14 protein-coding genes are annotated in these 17,732 nt (G+C 36.2%); 11 read left to right on the top strand and 3 right to left on the bottom strand.

Features of this window, described 5'->3' with window-relative positions:
- Nucleotides 1-126: 126 nt before the first annotated feature.
- Nucleotides 127-462, bottom strand: coding sequence for a ribonuclease P protein component (gene rnpA, locus AC3G7N_RS08310; RefSeq protein ID WP_489421685.1), 336 nt, complete (start codon nucleotides 460-462; stop codon nucleotides 127-129).
- A gap of 240 nt (nucleotides 463-702) precedes the next feature.
- Nucleotides 703-837, bottom strand: a complete 135-nt coding sequence (rpmH, locus tag AC3G7N_RS08305) for a 50S ribosomal protein L34 (protein WP_489421684.1) — start codon at nucleotides 835-837, stop codon at nucleotides 703-705.
- Nucleotides 838-1,455: 618 nt separating this feature from the next.
- On the opposite strand from rpmH, the gene dnaA reads away from it, so the two are divergent.
- The 8 genes from dnaA to AC3G7N_RS08265 all read left to right on the top strand — a co-directional run bounded on the left by dnaA (nucleotide 1,456) and on the right by AC3G7N_RS08265 (nucleotide 12,131).
- A complete protein-coding gene (dnaA, locus tag AC3G7N_RS08300; protein ID WP_489421683.1) occupies nucleotides 1,456-2,808 on the top strand; it encodes a chromosomal replication initiator protein DnaA in 1,353 nt (450 codons plus the stop codon).
- A gap of 186 nt (nucleotides 2,809-2,994) precedes the next feature.
- Nucleotides 2,995-4,131 (top strand): DNA polymerase III subunit beta, encoded by a 1,137-nt coding sequence (gene dnaN, locus AC3G7N_RS08295; RefSeq protein ID WP_489421682.1) that lies wholly within the window; start codon nucleotides 2,995-2,997, stop codon nucleotides 4,129-4,131.
- Nucleotides 4,132-4,424: 293 nt separating this feature from the next.
- Nucleotides 4,425-4,646, top strand: a complete 222-nt coding sequence (gene yaaA, locus AC3G7N_RS08290) for a S4 domain-containing protein YaaA (RefSeq protein ID WP_489421809.1) — start codon at nucleotides 4,425-4,427, stop codon at nucleotides 4,644-4,646.
- 27 nt (nucleotides 4,647-4,673) lie between these two features.
- Nucleotides 4,674-5,786 carry a DNA replication/repair protein RecF gene (gene recF / locus AC3G7N_RS08285; RefSeq protein ID WP_489421681.1) on the top strand — a complete coding sequence of 371 codons (1,113 nt, stop codon included), beginning with the start codon at nucleotides 4,674-4,676 and terminating at the stop codon, nucleotides 5,784-5,786.
- Nucleotides 5,787-5,802: 16 nt separating this feature from the next.
- The gene (remB, locus tag AC3G7N_RS08280) at nucleotides 5,803-6,081 is read left to right on the top strand and encodes an extracellular matrix regulator RemB (RefSeq protein WP_489421680.1); all 279 of its coding nucleotides are present in this window, start codon (nucleotides 5,803-5,805) and stop codon (nucleotides 6,079-6,081) included.
- Nucleotides 6,082-6,148: 67 nt separating this feature from the next.
- Entirely contained in the window at nucleotides 6,149-8,074 is a 1,926-nt protein-coding gene (gene gyrB, locus AC3G7N_RS08275) for a DNA topoisomerase (ATP-hydrolyzing) subunit B (protein ID WP_489421679.1), read from the top strand.
- 253 nt (nucleotides 8,075-8,327) lie between these two features.
- Complete coding sequence (gyrA, locus tag AC3G7N_RS08270; RefSeq protein ID WP_489421678.1) at nucleotides 8,328-10,856, top strand: DNA gyrase subunit A; 2,529 nt, start codon at nucleotides 8,328-8,330, stop codon at nucleotides 10,854-10,856.
- A gap of 180 nt (nucleotides 10,857-11,036) precedes the next feature.
- Nucleotides 11,037-12,131 carry an HD-GYP domain-containing protein gene (locus AC3G7N_RS08265; protein WP_489421677.1) on the top strand — a complete coding sequence of 365 codons (1,095 nt, stop codon included), beginning with the start codon at nucleotides 11,037-11,039 and terminating at the stop codon, nucleotides 12,129-12,131.
- A gap of 1 nt (nucleotide 12,132) precedes the next feature.
- Here AC3G7N_RS08265 and AC3G7N_RS08260 read toward each other — a convergent pair whose 3' ends face one another.
- Nucleotides 12,133-13,104 (bottom strand): YaaC family protein, encoded by a 972-nt coding sequence (locus AC3G7N_RS08260; protein WP_489421676.1) that lies wholly within the window; start codon nucleotides 13,102-13,104, stop codon nucleotides 12,133-12,135.
- A 215-nt stretch (nucleotides 13,105-13,319) separates the two neighbouring features.
- On the opposite strand from AC3G7N_RS08260, the gene AC3G7N_RS08255 reads away from it, so the two are divergent.
- The 3 genes from AC3G7N_RS08255 (at nucleotide 13,320) to AC3G7N_RS08245 (ending at nucleotide 17,725) form a co-directional block, all read left to right on the top strand.
- Nucleotides 13,320-14,534, top strand: coding sequence for a carboxylate--amine ligase (locus tag AC3G7N_RS08255; RefSeq protein WP_489421675.1), 1,215 nt, complete (start codon nucleotides 13,320-13,322; stop codon nucleotides 14,532-14,534).
- Nucleotides 14,535-14,714: 180 nt separating this feature from the next.
- Nucleotides 14,715-16,184, top strand: a complete 1,470-nt coding sequence (gene guaB / locus AC3G7N_RS08250; protein ID WP_489421674.1) for an IMP dehydrogenase — start codon at nucleotides 14,715-14,717, stop codon at nucleotides 16,182-16,184.
- A 203-nt stretch (nucleotides 16,185-16,387) separates the two neighbouring features.
- Nucleotides 16,388-17,725 carry a serine hydrolase gene (locus AC3G7N_RS08245; protein ID WP_489421673.1) on the top strand — a complete coding sequence of 446 codons (1,338 nt, stop codon included), beginning with the start codon at nucleotides 16,388-16,390 and terminating at the stop codon, nucleotides 17,723-17,725.
- Nucleotides 17,726-17,732 lie beyond the last annotated feature (7 nt).

The raw sequence follows: 17,732 nt of genomic DNA, 5'->3' as shown, positions 1-17,732 counted from the left end.
TCATTATTTTATCATTAAAACAATTTAGGATTCTATCACAAACCTTAAATTGATTATTTTTTTTTCAATTTAAGTAAGAAAGTATAAAAAACCTAAGGCTTTCGTCATTCGAATAGCCGAGATTTTCTAAAGTAATCTTTCTCTTGATAACAAATGAATCAAACTCTTCTTAAACTGCTCATATGGCATATCCTTTGTAGGTTGTCTGGCAATAATAATAATATCACTTGGTTTCGATATCTGCCCTTCAAGGTCCTGGAATGCGTGACGTAAATGACGCTTAATACGATTTCGTGTAACAGCGTTTCCAATTTTCTTTCCTACTGAAATTCCAACCCGAAAATGGGTTTGTCCCTCTTTTTCCATATAATAGACAACCAATTGCCGATTAGCAAAAGACTTTCCTTTTTTAAATAAAAGTTGAAACTCTTCATTATCTTTAATACGAAACGCTTTTTTCATCTAATCACCTTTATCTACGTTGCAATTACGGATCAACATGCAGTTAACTCTATCTATAATAATAAGCAGTGATCCCATAGCTCCTCTATTACAAGAAGGAACAGGAATCACTGCTTCTCTTCTATCTAGAAAAACTTTCCTTATCTTTATAGCGATAGATCCAGTTTTTCTCATACTTACATCCTTAGAAGAATCATTTTTTCTTTAAGTGGAAAAAAGACCACTGACTTGTTCAGCGGTCTATGCAGATAATACTTTTCTTCCTTTAAGACGGCGACGTGCCAATATTTTACGGCCGTTCTTCGTGCTCATACGGGCACGAAATCCATGTACCTTTTTGTGCTTACGGTTATTTGGTTGATAAGTTCTTTTCATCTATCTTACACCTCCCTGAGGAATTAAAAATTCAAATTAAAACATATCCAGTAGACAGTCTAAATAATTATACGTAAAACATGTACCATCTGTCAACATCCTTTTAAAATCAGTTACCCACAGGGCGATGTTCACTCTTTATTTCGACATTTTTTTATCCACACTACATATCGACAGGATAATCACAAAATATAGTGGTGTGGATAAATCTTGTCTACAAGGGGTGGTTTTTGTGGATAAGTGTCGAAGAAGCCATTGCACTTACCTCTTTTTTTTGGTATTATAATTGTGTTTTACAATGTGGAAAACTAGAAATCGCAATAAAGATATCCACAATCTGTTAATAACCTGTGGATACTTGTTCACACCTCTGTTTATCAACTTATCAACAATCATGTGGAAAACGTACATAACGTTTCTTAACTACTTATGTTCGGCACTTTATTATCCACACGTCAAAATAAATAAAATTTTTCTACTTACTTCCATTACTAAATTGAGTAAGCTAGTTTTGTTAAATCAAAAAATGCCTTTCCATCTTTCAAGACTTCGTTAAGCACTGAAAGATTGAGAGAGGCTTTTTCTATCATGTTTTTACCGAAAGGAGTGAAATAAAGCTTGGAAAACGTCGATGAATTATGGTCAGCTACGCTTGAGAAGGTTGAAGAAAAAGTAAGCAAGCCTAGCTTTGACACTTGGTTAAAAAATACGAAAGCAGAAAAGCTTCAAAATGATACATTGGTTATTTCTGCTCCAAATGAATTTGCAAGAGACTGGTTAGAGGGTAGATACACCACATTAATTTCAGAGATATTAGTTGAAATTACTGGTGCCTCATTAAGAGCCAAATTCATCATTCCTGAGACAAATGTGGAAACGGATGAGATTAATCCGAAACCAAAAACCATTCCTGCAGTTTCAAACAGTCAGCATCCAGATGCCCCTAAAACAGCGTTAAATTCAAACTATACGTTTGATACCTTTGTCATCGGATCAGGAAACCGTTTTGCGCATGCTGCTTCACTTGCAGTAGCTGAAGCACCAGCAAAAGCTTACAATCCACTCTTCATTTATGGTGGAGTTGGACTTGGTAAAACACACCTTATGCATGCAATTGGTCATTATGTTCGTGACCATAACCCAGATGCACGAGTTGTTTATCTATCTTCTGAAAAATTTACAAATGAATTTATTAACGCCATTATGGATAATAAAACAATTAATTTCCGTAATAAATACCGTAATGTGGATGTCCTTTTGATAGATGATATTCAATTCATCGCTGGAAAAGAATCAACGCAAGAGGAATTTTTTCATACTTTTAATACATTGCATGAAGAAAATAAACAAATTATAATTTCTAGTGACCGTCCACCAAAAGAAATCCCTACACTAGAGGATCGCCTACGATCGCGATTTGAATGGGGTTTAATAACAGACATTACACCACCTGACTTAGAAACGCGTAGTGCTATTTTAAGTAAAAAAGCAAAAGCAGAAGGGCTCGATATCCCAAATGAAGTTATGCTATACATAGCAAATCAAGTTGATACAAATGTTCGTGAACTTGAAGGTGCTTTAATACGTGTAGTCGCTTATTCTTCCTTAGTCAATAAGGATATAGATGCTTCACTTGCAGCAGATGCTTTAAAGGATATTATCCCTAATAAAAAACCAAAAGTTGTCACCATCCAAAAGATACAGCATGTTGTTGGTGAAAAGTACAATATCAGACAAGAAGACTTTATAGCGAAGAAACGTACGAAATCAATTGCTTTCCCTAGGCAAATAGCAATGTATCTTTCAAGAGAAATGACCGACTTTTCTTTACCCAAAATTGGTGAGGAGTTTGGTGGACGTGATCATACAACAGTCATTCATGCACATGAAAAAATATCTCGAATGTTAGAAAACGATACAACCATAAATCAGGATATCGAAGAAATTAAAGAGCAATTGAAAAATTTATAAGTTACTAACATGTGAATAATGTGTCCAAAGGGGTCAAACTTGTCAACAGACTGTCCACAGGGTATAAATCTTTAGGTATCTACTTAAAAATGAGTTATCCACATAATCACAGCCCCTATTACTATTATTACTAGTTATTATTAATAAAAATATATATAAAGAACTTCCATTAGGAGGAGTTATTTGATGAAATTTACTATTCAACGCGATCAATTAATTACAAGTGTTCAGGATGTCATGAAAGCAATATCATCTCGAACAGCAATCCCTATTTTGACGGGTATGAAAGTTGAAGCAACGGCTAATGGAATTACTTTAACAGGAAGTGATTCTGATATTTCTATTCAATCCTTTATACCTGTTGAAGAAGATGGAATCGTTCATGTAGAAGATATTGAAGTTGGAAGTATTGTTTTACAAGCTCGTTATTTCCCGGACATTGTTCGAAAACTTCCTGAAAAAACAGTAGAAATTACTGCTGACGAGAATTTAAAGGTAACAATTCGATCTGGTAAGGCCGAGTTTAATTTAAATGGACAGGATGCTGAAGAGTATCCACAATTACCAATGCTTCAAACAAATGAAAGCTTTGAAATGCCTACAGATCTATTAAAAAGTTTAATTAAACAAACTGTATTTGCTGTTTCTACAATGGAAACACGTCCAATTTTAACTGGAGTAAAAATAAACTTTTCAAATGAACACCTAAGTTTTACCGCAACAGACAGCCACCGTTTGGCATCTCGTGAAATACCAGTTCAACAATCCCAGTTTGATATTCCTAGTGTGGTTGTACCAGGAAAAAGTTTAAGCGAATTGAATAAAATTTTATCAGATACAGAAGATCCAGTAGAAATTAGCGTAACGAATAACCAAATTCTTTTTAGAACAAAACATGTTTATTTCTTATCTAGATTACTAGATGGAAATTACCCTGAAACATCACGGTTAATACCAGAAGAAAGTAAAACTATCATCCACGCTAAAACAAAGGATTTACTAAATACAATCGACCGTGCTTCTTTACTGGCAAAGGAAGATCGTAATAATGTTGTACGACTGGAAACAAAAGATAGCCAACTAATTGAGATTACAAGTAATTCACCTGAGGTTGGTAGAGTTGTAGAAGAAATGACCGTTCAATCGATTGATGGTGAAGATTTAAAAATTTCTTTCAGCTCAAAATACATGTTAGACGCTTTAAAGGCGATAGAAAATGACGAAGTAAAGATTGAATTTACTGGAGCAATGCGACCATTTATTATTCGACCAGAAAATAATGATCCAATTTTACAATTGATTTTACCTGTAAGAACTTATTAATTATTAATTTTCACTTCTAAGCGCTCTTCATTTTATGAAAATGAGGGCGTTTTTTGTGTTTAAATGTAAAATCCAATAGTTTTTAAAGCGTTATTAAACAATTTTGGTCTACTTCCTTCCCTTAATACCAAAACTTTAGTAAAATAGATGGAAGGCACATGTATTTGATTATTTGAAGGTATTACAAATTGGTTAATACTTACGTTTTTAAACTTTATACCGATAAAGTTTAAAATTACGTAAAGTAAAAAAATAATCATTACAAACTCTATAAAAAGAATTTGGTGAAAAAAATGCATGAAAAAATAGAAATTACAACGGAATATATAACGCTTGGTCAATTTTTAAAACTCGCAAACATTCTTGAATCAGGCGGGATAATCAAAACCTATCTGCAAGATCAGGGAGTTATCGTAAATGGTGAATTAGAAAAACGCCGAGGCAGAAAACTTTACCCAAATGATGTGGTAGAAGTAGAGCTAGCAGGTTCATTTGTGGTAGTAAAAGATAGCTAATATTTTGGGAATAAATGAGGAATTGTCATGCATATTCAACAATTGCAATTAAAAAACTATCGAAACTACGATGTATTAAATCTTTCGTTCGATGATAAAGTGAATGTGATAATTGGCGAAAACGCTCAAGGGAAAACAAATATAATGGAAGCTATTTACGTATTAGCTTTCACAAAATCACACCGCACCCCCCGGGAAAAGGAACTTATCCAATGGGAGAAAGAATATGCTAAAATAGAAGGTACAATTACAAAAAGAAATCAGTCGTTTCCACTCGAAATTATTATGTCCACAAAAGGAAAAAAAGCGAAGTTAAATCATCTTGAACAAAAGCGGTTAAGTGATTATATTGGAGCATTAAATGTGGTGATGTTTGCCCCTGAGGACTTAACCTTAGTAAAGGGCCCACCACAAATTCGCAGGCGATTTATTGATATGGAGCTAGGACAAATACAGCCTCGTTATATTTACCATCTTGGACAGTATCAAAAAGTACTTAAACAACGAAATCATTTACTAAAGCAAATGCAACGAAATCAAAAGCAGGACCCAGCAGTACTTCGTGTGTTGACGGAACAGTTAGTTGAGCATGCAACAACACTGTTGGAAAGAAGATTTGCTTTCCTGGATTTGTTACGTAAATGGGCTGGACCGGTTCATTATCAAATAAGTCGTGGTCATGAACAACTAGAAATTAGCTATGCTGCTACGATAGAAGTATCAGAAACAGCAAATAAGGCGACAATAGAAACTAGATACTTAGCGAAATTTCAAGAAATAGAAGCTAAAGAGATCGAACGGGGAACAACACTTATCGGTCCCCACCGTGATGATTTACTTTTTTATGTGAATGAAAAGGATGTACAAACTTATGGTTCCCAAGGGCAACAGCGTACGACAGCTCTTTCCATGAAGCTTGCAGAAATTGAATTAATTCATAATGAGGTCGGTGAATACCCAATACTCCTGCTTGATGATGTTTTGAGTGAATTAGATGACTATCGACAATCACATTTACTTAACACGATTCAGGGCAAAGTACAAACGTTTGTTTCCACCACAAGTGTTAATGGGATCAACCACGCAACATTAAGAAAAGCAGAACTATTTCGAGTGAATAATGGCAAAGTAGATACATAGAGGTGATTAAGATTATATGTTTATTCATATCGGAAATGATAATGTGATTCAATCAAAAGATGTAATTTCTATTATTGATCGAAATGTTATTTCCTCGTCTACCATTATGGAAGAGATGATTCAACGCGCAACCCAAAATAAATCTATTGTCGAACCAACTGAAGAAACGAAGTCAGTTGTAATAACGAAAGATTTAATATATTTCAGCTCGTTATCTGTTGCTACACTTAAAAAACGAGCTAGTATGATTTCAACCTTAAGTAAACTCGACAATTACTCTGATGAGTTGGAATAGAAAAGCGAAACTAAGCGAGGTATTTAAAGAGGACAACCTCTTTTATTAAAGAAATGTGGGTGAAAAGATGTCAGCAGAAAATAAAATAACAGATGAACAGGCCTATGGTGCGGATCAAATTCAGGTGCTTGAGGGATTAGAAGCTGTTCGTAAGAGACCAGGAATGTATATTGGTTCTACAAGTGAAAAAGGCTTGCATCATCTTGTATGGGAAATCGTTGATAATAGTATTGATGAGGCACTAGCAGGTTACTGTGATCATATTGAAATTATTATAGAAAAAGATAATAGTATCACAGTTAAAGATAATGGCCGGGGTATTCCAGTTGGCATTCAAAAGAAAACTGGACGTCCAGCAGTTGAGGTTATTATGACAGTACTTCACGCGGGTGGTAAATTCGGCGGAGGCGGTTATAAGGTTTCAGGTGGATTACACGGTGTAGGTGCATCAGTTGTTAATGCTCTTTCAAGTAATCTGGAAGTGTATGTTCATTTGGATGGCAACGTTCACTTCTTAGGTTTTGAACGAGGAGTTCCACAAGAAGAATTAAAAGTTATCGGTGATACAGATATTACTGGAACTATCATCCACTTCAAACCAGACACTGAAATCTTTACTGAGACTACAACCTACGACTTTGATACGCTTGCACTTCGTGTACGTGAGTTAGCTTTCTTAAATAAAGGACTTAGTATATCACTTGAGGATAAACGCAATGATGAAGAACCTGTTAATTATTACTATGAGGGTGGAATTAGCTCCTATGTCGAATATATTAACAGTTCACGTGAGGTTCTTCATGTCCCGTTTTATACAGAAGCGGAAGATCAGGGAATTACCGTAGAGGTTGCAATACAATATAACGATGGTTTTGCTAGTAATATTTATTCATTTGCGAATAACATCCACACGCATGAAGGCGGAACACATGAATCAGGCTTTAAAACAGGGTTAACTCGTGTAATCAATGATTATGCTAGAAGGAATAATCTATTTAAAGAAAATGATCCAAATTTAACTGGAGACGATGTGCGTGAAGGTATGGCAGCAATTATCTCCATTAAGCATCCTGATCCACAATTTGAAGGTCAAACGAAATCGAAGCTTGGAAGCAGTGAAGTTAGAACCGTTACAGATTCTATGTTTAGTGAAGCATTCTCTAAATTTTTATTTGAGAATCCTTCTGTTGCAAAAATAGTAGTTGAAAAAGGTCTGATGGCATCCAGGGCACGTGCAGCTGCAAAGAAAGCGCGTGAATTGACGCGCCGTAAAAGCGCACTAGAGATATCAAATCTACCTGGTAAACTTGCCGATTGTTCGTCAAAGGATGCTAAGATTAGTGAACTCTATATTGTTGAGGGTGACTCTGCAGGTGGATCAGCAAAACAAGGTAGAGATCGTCACTTCCAAGCAATTCTTCCATTGCGTGGTAAGATTTTAAACGTTGAAAAGGCAAGACTTGATAAAATATTATCGAACAATGAAGTTAGAGCGATGATCACGGCTCTGGGAACAAGCATTGCCGAGGATTTTGATATTACAAAAGCACGCTACCATAAAGTTGTCATAATGACGGATGCGGATGTTGATGGTGCGCATATTCGAACACTATTATTAACTTTCTTTTATCGTTATATGCGACCATTGCTAGAAAAAGGCTATATTTATATTGCTCAACCACCACTATATAAAATACAACAAGGAAAGGCTGCTTATTATGCTTACAATGATAAAGAAAGAGAGAGAATTTTAGCAGAGATTCCAAAAAGCCCAAAACCTGGAATTCAGCGTTATAAAGGACTTGGAGAAATGGATGCTACCCAGCTTTGGGAAACAACGATGGACCCGGATACGCGGACATTACTGCAGGTAGATTTATCTGATGCAATTGAAGCAGACCAAGTCTTTGATATGTTAATGGGTGATAAAGTGGAGCCAAGACGAAACTTTATTGAAGACAATGCACAATACGTTCAAAACCTGGATGTGTAAAGAAAAGCGAAGACGACTGTTCAGTGGCGTACGGATAGATAGGACTGTGAAGTACGGTGAACTTTCCGTACATTCATCAGGACCATCTATCTGCTAGCCGCTAGAAGCCGCAGCTGGATAAAGAAAAGCGAAGGCGACTGTTCAGTGGCAACGCTTTTAGAAGCCACAGCCGGATCAAAAAAGAACGCATACTAAAATTTATAGTAGTGATTTTTATTGTTGTCACAGTTTTTAGTGACGAGGAGGTAACAAAATGGCGGATCAAGAACGGTCAAATGTTCAAGAAATAAATATAAGTCAAGAAATGCGTACATCCTTTCTTGACTATGCAATGAGTGTAATTGTCTCACGGGCATTGCCAGATGTTCGTGATGGCCTAAAGCCAGTTCATCGTAGAATTTTATATGCAATGAACGATTTAGGAATGCATTCGGATAAGGCACATAAAAAGTCAGCACGTATTGTTGGAGAAGTAATTGGTAAGTATCACCCACACGGTGATTCCGCTGTTTATGAAACAATGGTACGTATGGCGCAAGACTTTAGCTATCGCTATATGCTTGTTGATGGACATGGTAATTTTGGTTCTGTCGATGGTGACTCTGCCGCAGCTATGCGTTATACAGAAGCACGTATGTCAAAGATTTCTATGGAACTCTTACGTGATATCAATAAAGATACGATTGATTACAGGGACAACTATGATGGTTCAGAGCGCGAGCCTATCGTGTTTCCATCACGCTTTCCTAATTTAATTGTAAATGGTACATCGGGAATAGCTGTTGGTATGGCAACTAATATTCCACCTCATAATTTAGGGGAAACGATTGATGCTGTTTTAGCCATTAGTAGAGATCCTGAAATTTCCATCGATGAATTAATGGAAAATCATATATATGGACCTGACTTTCCAACTGCAGGTCAAATCCTAGGTCGTAGTGGAATAAGAAAAGCATTTGAGACAGGAAAAGGCTCTGTTACGATTCGCGCAAAAGTACATATTGAAGAACAAAAAAACGGTAAATCTACAATTATTGTTAATGAGCTTCCGTATCAAGTGAATAAAGCAAAGCTAATTGAAAAAATTGCAGATCTTGTTCGTGATAAACGAATCGATGGTATTACGGATTTGCGAGATGAATCAGACCGTAATGGACTTCGTGTTGTTATGGAATTACGCAGAGATGTGAATGCAAATGTTGTATTAAACAATTTATACAAATACACATCCTTGCAAACTACTTTTGGAATCAATACGCTTGCATTAGTTGATGGTCATCCAAAGGTGCTAAATATCAAACAATGTCTGGTACATTATTTAGAACACCAGAAGGTAATTATCAAGCGTCGAACTGCCTTTGAACTAAGAAAAGCAGAAGCACGCGCCCATATTCTTGAAGGGTTGCGAATTGCGTTAGATCATTTGGATGAAGTGATTGCGTTAATTCGTGGATCTAAAACTGGTGATATTGCGCGCGATGGTTTAATGGAGCGTTTTGGACTTTCTGAAAAGCAGGCACAAGCCATTTTAGACATGCGTTTACAACGGTTAACTGGTTTAGAGAGAGAAAAAATTGAGAATGAATACAACGAACTTATTCAATTAATTGATGAGTTAAAAGCAATTTTAGCGGACGAAGAGAAGGTATTGGAAATTATCCGGGAAGAACTAGCGGAGATTAGAGAACGCTTTAGTGACCAACGTCGAACTGAAATTATGGTTGGTGGCATGGATTTCTTTGAAGATGAAGACCTGATCCCTGAAGAAAATATTGTAATCACCCTTACCCATCAAGGGTATATTAAGCGTTTACCGGCATCTACATACCGTACGCAAAAACGAAACGGTCGAGGTATTCAGGGTATGGGTACAAACGATGATGATTTTGTCGAACATTTAGTTTCTACTTCAACACACGATACCGTACTATTTTTTACAAATAAAGGTAAAGTGTATCGTGCAAAAGGATATGAGATTCCTGAGTTTAGTAGAACAGCTAAAGGGATTCCAGTAATTAATTTATTACAAATTGAAAAAGATGAATCGATTAACGCTGTTATCACGGTTAATGAGTTCGCAGAGGATTGGTTCCTATTCTTTACGACAAAGAATGGTGTTTCTAAGCGAACAACCTTATCGCAATTTGCAAACATCAGAAAAGGCGGGTTAATCGCAGTTAACCTACGGGAAGATGATGAGCTTATCTCTGTTCGCTTAACAGATGGAACGAAGGATATTATGATCGCAACAAAGAATGGTTATTTAATTCGTTTCCCTGAAGACCAAATTCGTTCCATGGGTCGTACCGCAGCAGGCGTACGTGGTATATCCTTACGCGGCGACGATAAAGTTGTTTCCATGGAAATTTTGGACGAAGGACTGCAGATTTTGCATGTTACAAATAAAGGGGTCGGAAAACGTACACCTGAGGATCAATATCGTATCACTAAACGTGGTGGTAAAGGTATTTTCACTTGTAAGTTGAACGAGGATACTGGACAAGTTGTTACAGTGAAGGCTGTTACAGGAGAAGAAGATATTATGCTCATTACGGTCGCAGGTGTTCTAATTCGAATTCCTGTAGCAGGTATTTCACAATCAGGACGTAATACACGTGGTGTTGGCTTAATTCGTTTGCAAGAAAATGAAGAAGTTGCAACAGTTGCGAAGGTTGAGCCTGAAGATGAGGAAGAAGTTAACGAAGAAGATATTAATGCTGATTCATCAGAGGTAATAGACGATCAGGTAACAATTGAAGAAGACAATGATAAACAAGAATAATAACTAATACAACAGGATGAAGCAGCATTTAGAAGGCGACTCAGCAGGGAGTGTAAAAAAATTCTCTTTGAGTTGCCTTTTTTCTTTACAGCAAAGAAAGTATAAAGTTTTGCGATTATCTGTCTAGCTCGAGTGTCTTTCAAGGCACCCTGGGCTTTTCTTAACAAAGGGGGGAATGGCATGCGTGTGGAACCATCACAATTAGTTCCAGGCTGTATGTTGTTAAATGACGTAAAGGGCAAATCTAATCGGGCCATTATCCCTAAAAATACTGTTCTTACAGGAGAACATATTACAATTTTGGATAAATTTTTTATTGCTTATGTGGACGTGGGATCAAAGCTATCAAACGGAACAACGTATGAACCGAAAATTGCCCAAAAGGAAAAAGAGCCGAAGAAAAAAATAGCTTCGGCGAATGACGTTAGTAGTCTTCCCTTTGGTGAACATTACCAATATGTCGTTCAACGTTATAAAAAGCTTTTCACTTCTTGGCAAAATAATATCCAGGTTGATATGCCTGTGGTACGTAGGCTGGTAATTCCACTGTTTGAACGAGTTGATCAGGGTGATGCTGATATTTTTACGTTGCATCAGTTTAACAGGAACAAAGATTATATATTCCATCATAGTGTTGCGGTAAGCATAATAGCAGCATATTTAGGGAAAAAGATGGGGTATACTAGCGGTGACTTTATTCAGATAGGTCTAGCAGGTTTTTTAAGTGACTGTGGGATGGCGAAAATCTCACCAGCCATTTTAGAAAAGACAACGGCATTATCAGCGCAGGAAATTGATGAAATGAAAAAACACCCTACGTATTCATACCGTATGGTTGAGTATATTCCAACAATAACACAAATTGTAAAACTAGCTATCCTGCAGCATCATGAGCGCTTGGATGGAAGTGGCTATCCAACTGGTGTACAAAAAACGAAAATACATGCTTACTCTAGGATTATTGCAGTAAGTGATATCTACCATGCCATGACTTGTGACAGGCCTTACCAGAAAAAACAGTCGCCATTTCAGGTTATTGAGGAGCTTTCGCGTAATAAATACATATTTTTTGATTATCAGGTGGTAGACATGTTTACGAAAAACCTTGTGAATTTTTCTATGGGAACGAGGGTCAGACTATCTGATGGACGAACAGGAGAGATTGTATTTGTTGAGGACAATTTTCCAACCCGTCCAATGGTACAGGTAAATCAATCAGGTGAAATTATAGCACTTAAAAACAATACTGAAAGATACATTGATGAAATTATCTAAACTATAGACTTTCTGGATTATTAGAAAGTCTTTTTTTCAACCATTCACCTAGCAATATTTCTACTTTATCTGCTGTGATGGTTAAATAATGGATAATTGTTGAGTAATCTATTCCATATTTTGTTGCAAAAAGCTCTCCCCAATATTCTGTTTCATAACGACTGATCATGCCTAAATTATAAAGCAGTAAATAATGTACTAAAATCTCGGGAGCAGAAACAAAATACATCCGATCACAAGGAAAGTGAATTTCTTGTTTTTCCTGGTGGCAATAAAAAGGACCGTTTAACTGTTGAACAGGTTTTTCTATTTTAACCATCAGTTGCTCCTTTGTTGTTTCTACCTTTTTAATTTGTGGCAAATGAGTGCTGATTCGTTGAATGAATGCCCGCTCTGTTAAATGATAGTCATCGATTATGGAGGCTGGAAAGCATAATGTAGTTGAGTCTATTGCACCAATGGAAATGCTTTTCTCCTCATTATTGAAAGCAAATAAGTCATTCATCTCAGGAATTATACGTAGCAAGAAATCCATTTTCACTTTGTTAAACGGTGGTGTTTTTAATGCGAATAAATGGCTGCAAGTGTATGTGAAAAGTCCATTTTGTTGCACTTTCACTTCATCTTGGATAAAGGTATAATCTTTCTTCTTCCGCTTTCTGGCTGACACTCCGTGAGCTAAAATTGATGTTGATTCTGGATAGTTAGGTCGATTTGTAAGTAAACATGCTTTTAAAATATGAACCATGCCATAGAAATACAAAAGTGGCTTAAGTCGAACATCCCCTTTTTTCCCTTCTTTCAAAAAAAGCTGTCCTTGATCAAGGTAATACATGAAAGTACCGCTGTTTTCATAGCTTTTTGCCTCACTATCTGTTCCTTCAATAGTTGCATAACAAGTTTCTAAAAAGCGTTGACTAGATTGGAGGTTTTGTAATGAGGTATAAAAAGTTGATATATCCTGTTTTCCCATACATTTCCCCTTCTCAAAAAAAGATTTATTCTTTAGCTTCTCCTAAATTAATAAAAGTACGCATGTTTTAATGTCTTTATTTTGCTTACTATTCAGAGTAGTGCTTTGGATTTACAACAGGATTATAATATAGTAAAGTAAATTGTAAAATGCTTACACCCACGTTCTATGGGGTATAGTTCTTAGGCTTTATTGGTTTACTATAGGAGGATATAATGAAAAATTTACCATTTATCCCGGTTATCATAGGGACAGATATAAACGCATACAACATGGCTATTTCTTTTCATGAAGCATATGGCGTTAAGCCGATTTTAATTGGCAAACAACAAATGGCATTCACAAACTTGAGTTCGGTAATTGAAAAAATTGATATATATCCAACATTGTCAGATTCTGACCAATTTGTTCCGATACTAAAACAAGTAGCAACTAATCTAAAATCTTCGAATAAAAAACTTCTTTTAGTAGGCACGAATGATGCTTACGTGCGTTTGATTATTGAAAACGCAGCAATCCTAAAAGAAGATTATGTATTTAATTACATAAATGAATCTTTAATGAATAAACTGCAAACAAAATCGAATTTTTATAAGTTTTGTAAAGAATATGGAATTGAAACACCAGAAACCTATTTTTATGATTGTAGTGGATTAGTTTCATTCAATGAAAAACTTACCTATCCAGTAATTATAAAACCGAGTAATGGTATTGAGTATTATAATCATAAGTTTGAAGGTCAACAAAAGGTATATAAAGTCGAATCGGATGAAGCGTTTCAGGAAGTTGTAAGCACGATTACCGCAAGTGGTTATCAGGAAGAACTAATCATACAAGACTATATCCCAGGGGATGACACATATATGTGGGATTCTGTCTTATATCTCAATTCTTCCGGTAAGACACAGCTTGTCACATTTGCACAAGTTGTTTTACAAGAACATACAGCTACTGCTATCGGTAACTACACAGCACTAATTACACGTTATAACAGGGAAATGATGGAGAAGCTACAACACTTCTTGGAATCAGTAGGTTATGTTGGATTTGCAAATTTCGACATAAAATATGATACACGTGATGGCAAATTCAAAGTTTTTGAAGTAAATATTAGACAGGGAAGGTCTAGTTATTATGTAACAGCACTTGGACACAACATGGCAGAATATCTAGTAGACGATGGAATTTATAACAAAGAAAAAGAAATAACTTTTTTGGAAAAAGATTATTTGTTTACCGTTGTTCCAAAAACTGTGTTACGTAAATTTGTCGAGAACCGGGATGTTTTACAGGATGTTAATCGTTTAATTAAACAAGGAAATTGGGGCAATCCATTATTTTATAAAAAGGATCATCATTTGAAGCGAAAATTGTATTTATTTGCCCGTCAGGTAAATTATTATCGTAAATATAAAAATAATAAATGGTGACGTAGGAAATTCCAACACAAAGCAATTACAATATTTTGAATGCATTTTCTTTTTAAATTTTCGGAAGAACCTGTTGAAAAACATATTTCGATACCGTATTCTAATTAACAATTAGTGTAACCTTATAGCGAAATAACACGGATGTATATATGCCAAAAAATTACAATGAGGAGGATGAAGATGCGCGAGGATAAGTTTGTCAAAGAAGGATTAACGTTTGATGATGTCTTGTTATTGCCAGCAAAGTCAGAAGTACTTCCTAAAGATGTAGAAGTAAAAACAAAGCTATCAGAAAGATTGAAGTTGAACGCTCCGTTTATCAGTGCGGGTATGGACACTGTGACAGAAGCGGAAATGGCAATAGCAATGGCACGTCAAGGTGGATTTGGTGTTATTCATAAAAATATGTCGATTGAAGATCAGGCAGAGCAGGTTGATCGTGTAAAACGTTCTGAAAGTGGCGTAATTACAAATCCTTTCTTTTTAACTCCTGAACATCAAGTTTTTGATGCTGAACATTTGATGGGGAAATTTCGCATCTCTGGCGTTCCTGTTGTAAATAACCAAGAAGAACAAAAACTTGTAGGAATTTTAACAAATCGTGACCTACGTTTTATTCAAAATTATTCTATTTTAATTCATGAAGTAATGACAAGTGAAAATCTAGTAACTGCTCCAGTTGGAACAACACTTGACGAAGCAGAAAAAATTCTTCAACAGTATAAAATTGAAAAATTACCACTCGTTGATGATAAAGGTGTATTAAAAGGACTTATTACGATAAAAGATATAGAAAAGGTAATTGAATTTCCAAATGCAGCTAAAGATGAACAGGGAAGATTGTTGGTTGGTGCGGCTGTGGGGGTAACGGTTGATGCCATGAAGCGGATTGAGCATCTGGTAACTAGCGGTGTTGATGTGGTCGTGATTGATACAGCACATGGTCATTCTAAAGGTGTACTGGAACAAGTTAAGCGTGTAAGAAAGGCCTATCCGGATTTAGATATTGTTGCTGGTAATGTAGCGACAGCAGAAGCTACGAAAGAGTTGATTGAGGCTGGTGTATCTATTGTAAAGGTAGGAATTGGCCCCGGTTCTATATGTACAACCAGAGTAGTAGCGGGTGTTGGAGTCCCTCAAATCACAGCTGTCAATGATTGTGCGATTGCAGCTTCTGAACACGGTGTTCCAGTTATAGCAGATGGTGGAATAAAGTATTCAGGTGACGTGGTAAAGGCCCTTGCAGCAGGCGCTCACGCTGTCATGCTTGGTAGTATGTTTGCTGGCGTTTTAGAGAGTCCTGGTGACACGGAAATATTCCAAGGTAGACAATACAAGGTTTATCGTGGAATGGGTTCTGTCGGTGCAATGAAAGCTGGTTCTAAAGATCGTTACTTTCAGGAATCAGAAGAAACAAAAAAACTTGTACCTGAAGGAATTGAAGGACGAGTTGCCTATAAAGGTCCACTTGCAGATACCGTTCATCAGTTAATCGGTGGATTGCGTGCAGGAATGGGGTATTGTGGAACAGCCACCATTACTTCTTTACGAAATAATGCACGATTTATCCGCATTACCAATGCTGGGTTGCGTGAAAGCCATCCACACGACGTTCAAATTACGAAAGAGGCGCCAAATTATTCGGTTTAGTTTAGGATATAAAGTGAATAAAAATGTCGCATATATAGGTGAAATATCCTAGTCAAAAGAAATAGATAGGGAATATTCCCCGTCTATTTTTTTGTGCATTTCTGTGGTAAAATATCAAAGATACAAACAATTTTGCGGGTAGAGACTTTTCCAATAAAAACGTTGGCATAAAGTCTGATTTTACTAAGGTGGAGGTAGAGAAAGTGAAACACAACGTTAAGAGAAATTTGTCATTAATCCTTGTAACATTGGTATTGATGGCAACGGTATTTGTACAACCTATGGCAACAAAGGCAGCGGAGACAGTTGATCTTGAAGCAAAATCAGCAATTTTAGTTGATGCAGAAACTGGTAAAGTTTTATTTGCTAAAGATGCTGATATAGCACTACCACCAGCTAGTATGACTAAAATGATGACCGAATACCTTGTATGGGAAGCAATCGAAAATGGTGAAATCAGCTGGGATACAACAACAAAGATTAGTGACTATGCATACAGTATATCCGCAAATCCAAACCTTTCTGGAATTGGCTTACGTCAAGACAAAGAATATACAGTAAAAGAATTATATGACTCAATGGCTATTATCTCTGATAATGGTACGACGATTGCATTAGCAGAACTTATTTCAGGTTCTGAGGGTGACTTCGTGAAGTTAATGAATAAGACTGCAGAAGAAATGGGACTTCCTGATTACAAATTTGTGAACTCTACAGGGTTACCTAATTCCTTTTTAGGAGAAAACGTTCCAGAGGGAACAGATCCTGATGCGAATAATTTATTATCTGCTAGATCTGCAGCATTACTAGCATATAACCTTATTAATGATCATCCACAAGTTTTGGAGGTGTCCAGTCAAACTGTGTTAGATTTTGAGGGATATACAGTCGAAAATTTGAACTGGATGCTGCCGCATGATGCGACCTTTTTAAAGCAATTTACCTATAAAGGTGTAGATGGCCTTAAAACAGGTAATACAGACTTAGCTGGATATTGTTTTACAGGAACAGCTGAACGTAACGGAAAACGCCTTATTTCGGTTGTGATGAAAACAGATAGTAAAGCTAAGCGTTTTGAAGAAACAGCCAAACTGCTAGATTTCGGTTTTGATAACTTTGAAACAAAAGAACTATATGCAAAAGGGTATCAATTAGATGGACAAAGTTCATTACCAGTATCTAAAGGACAAGAAAATAAGGTTGAGGTTGCAACAAATAAGGCTATTAAACTTCCCGTGCAACAGGGGCAGGAAGAGAAATATACCATGAAATATACACTAGATAAAGATAAACTAAATAAAGCTGGTGAATTATCTGCACCAATCGAAAAAGGTGAAAAAGTAGGTAGTGCAGAATTAATTTTTGAAGGCAAAACTGATTACGGTTATATTTTTAACGTTGAAACCAATAAGACAGTTGATGTAGTAGCACAGGAATCGGTAAAAAAAGACAATTGGTTTATGTTGATTATGGGTTCAATTGGTGGATTTTTCAGTAATCTATTTTCTACAATTGTTGATACTGTTAAAGGTTGGTTCTAAGTAGTAT

The sequence above is a fragment of the Virgibacillus carmonensis genome (genome assembly GCF_057836705.1).
The sequence above is the reverse complement of the archived record's forward strand: the minus strand, read 5'-3'. Positions and strand labels throughout refer to the sequence as shown.

Coding starts and splice junctions, on each gene's coding strand:
- rnpA (WP_489421685.1), bottom strand. CDS start 462: ATGAAAAAAGCGTTTCGTATTAAAGATAATGAAGAGTTTCAACTTTTA.
- rpmH (WP_489421684.1), bottom strand. CDS start 837: ATGAAAAGAACTTATCAACCAAATAACCGTAAGCACAAAAAGGTACAT.
- dnaN (WP_489421682.1), top strand. CDS start 2,995: ATGAAATTTACTATTCAACGCGATCAATTAATTACAAGTGTTCAGGAT.
- yaaA (WP_489421809.1), top strand. CDS start 4,425: ATGCATGAAAAAATAGAAATTACAACGGAATATATAACGCTTGGTCAA.
- recF (WP_489421681.1), top strand. CDS start 4,674: ATGCATATTCAACAATTGCAATTAAAAAACTATCGAAACTACGATGTA.
- remB (WP_489421680.1), top strand. CDS start 5,803: ATGTTTATTCATATCGGAAATGATAATGTGATTCAATCAAAAGATGTA.
- gyrB (WP_489421679.1), top strand. CDS start 6,149: ATGTCAGCAGAAAATAAAATAACAGATGAACAGGCCTATGGTGCGGAT.
- gyrA (WP_489421678.1), top strand. CDS start 8,328: ATGGCGGATCAAGAACGGTCAAATGTTCAAGAAATAAATATAAGTCAA.
- AC3G7N_RS08265 (WP_489421677.1), top strand. CDS start 11,037: ATGCGTGTGGAACCATCACAATTAGTTCCAGGCTGTATGTTGTTAAAT.
- AC3G7N_RS08260 (WP_489421676.1), bottom strand. CDS start 13,104: ATGGGAAAACAGGATATATCAACTTTTTATACCTCATTACAAAACCTC.
- AC3G7N_RS08255 (WP_489421675.1), top strand. CDS start 13,320: ATGAAAAATTTACCATTTATCCCGGTTATCATAGGGACAGATATAAAC.
- guaB (WP_489421674.1), top strand. CDS start 14,715: ATGCGCGAGGATAAGTTTGTCAAAGAAGGATTAACGTTTGATGATGTC.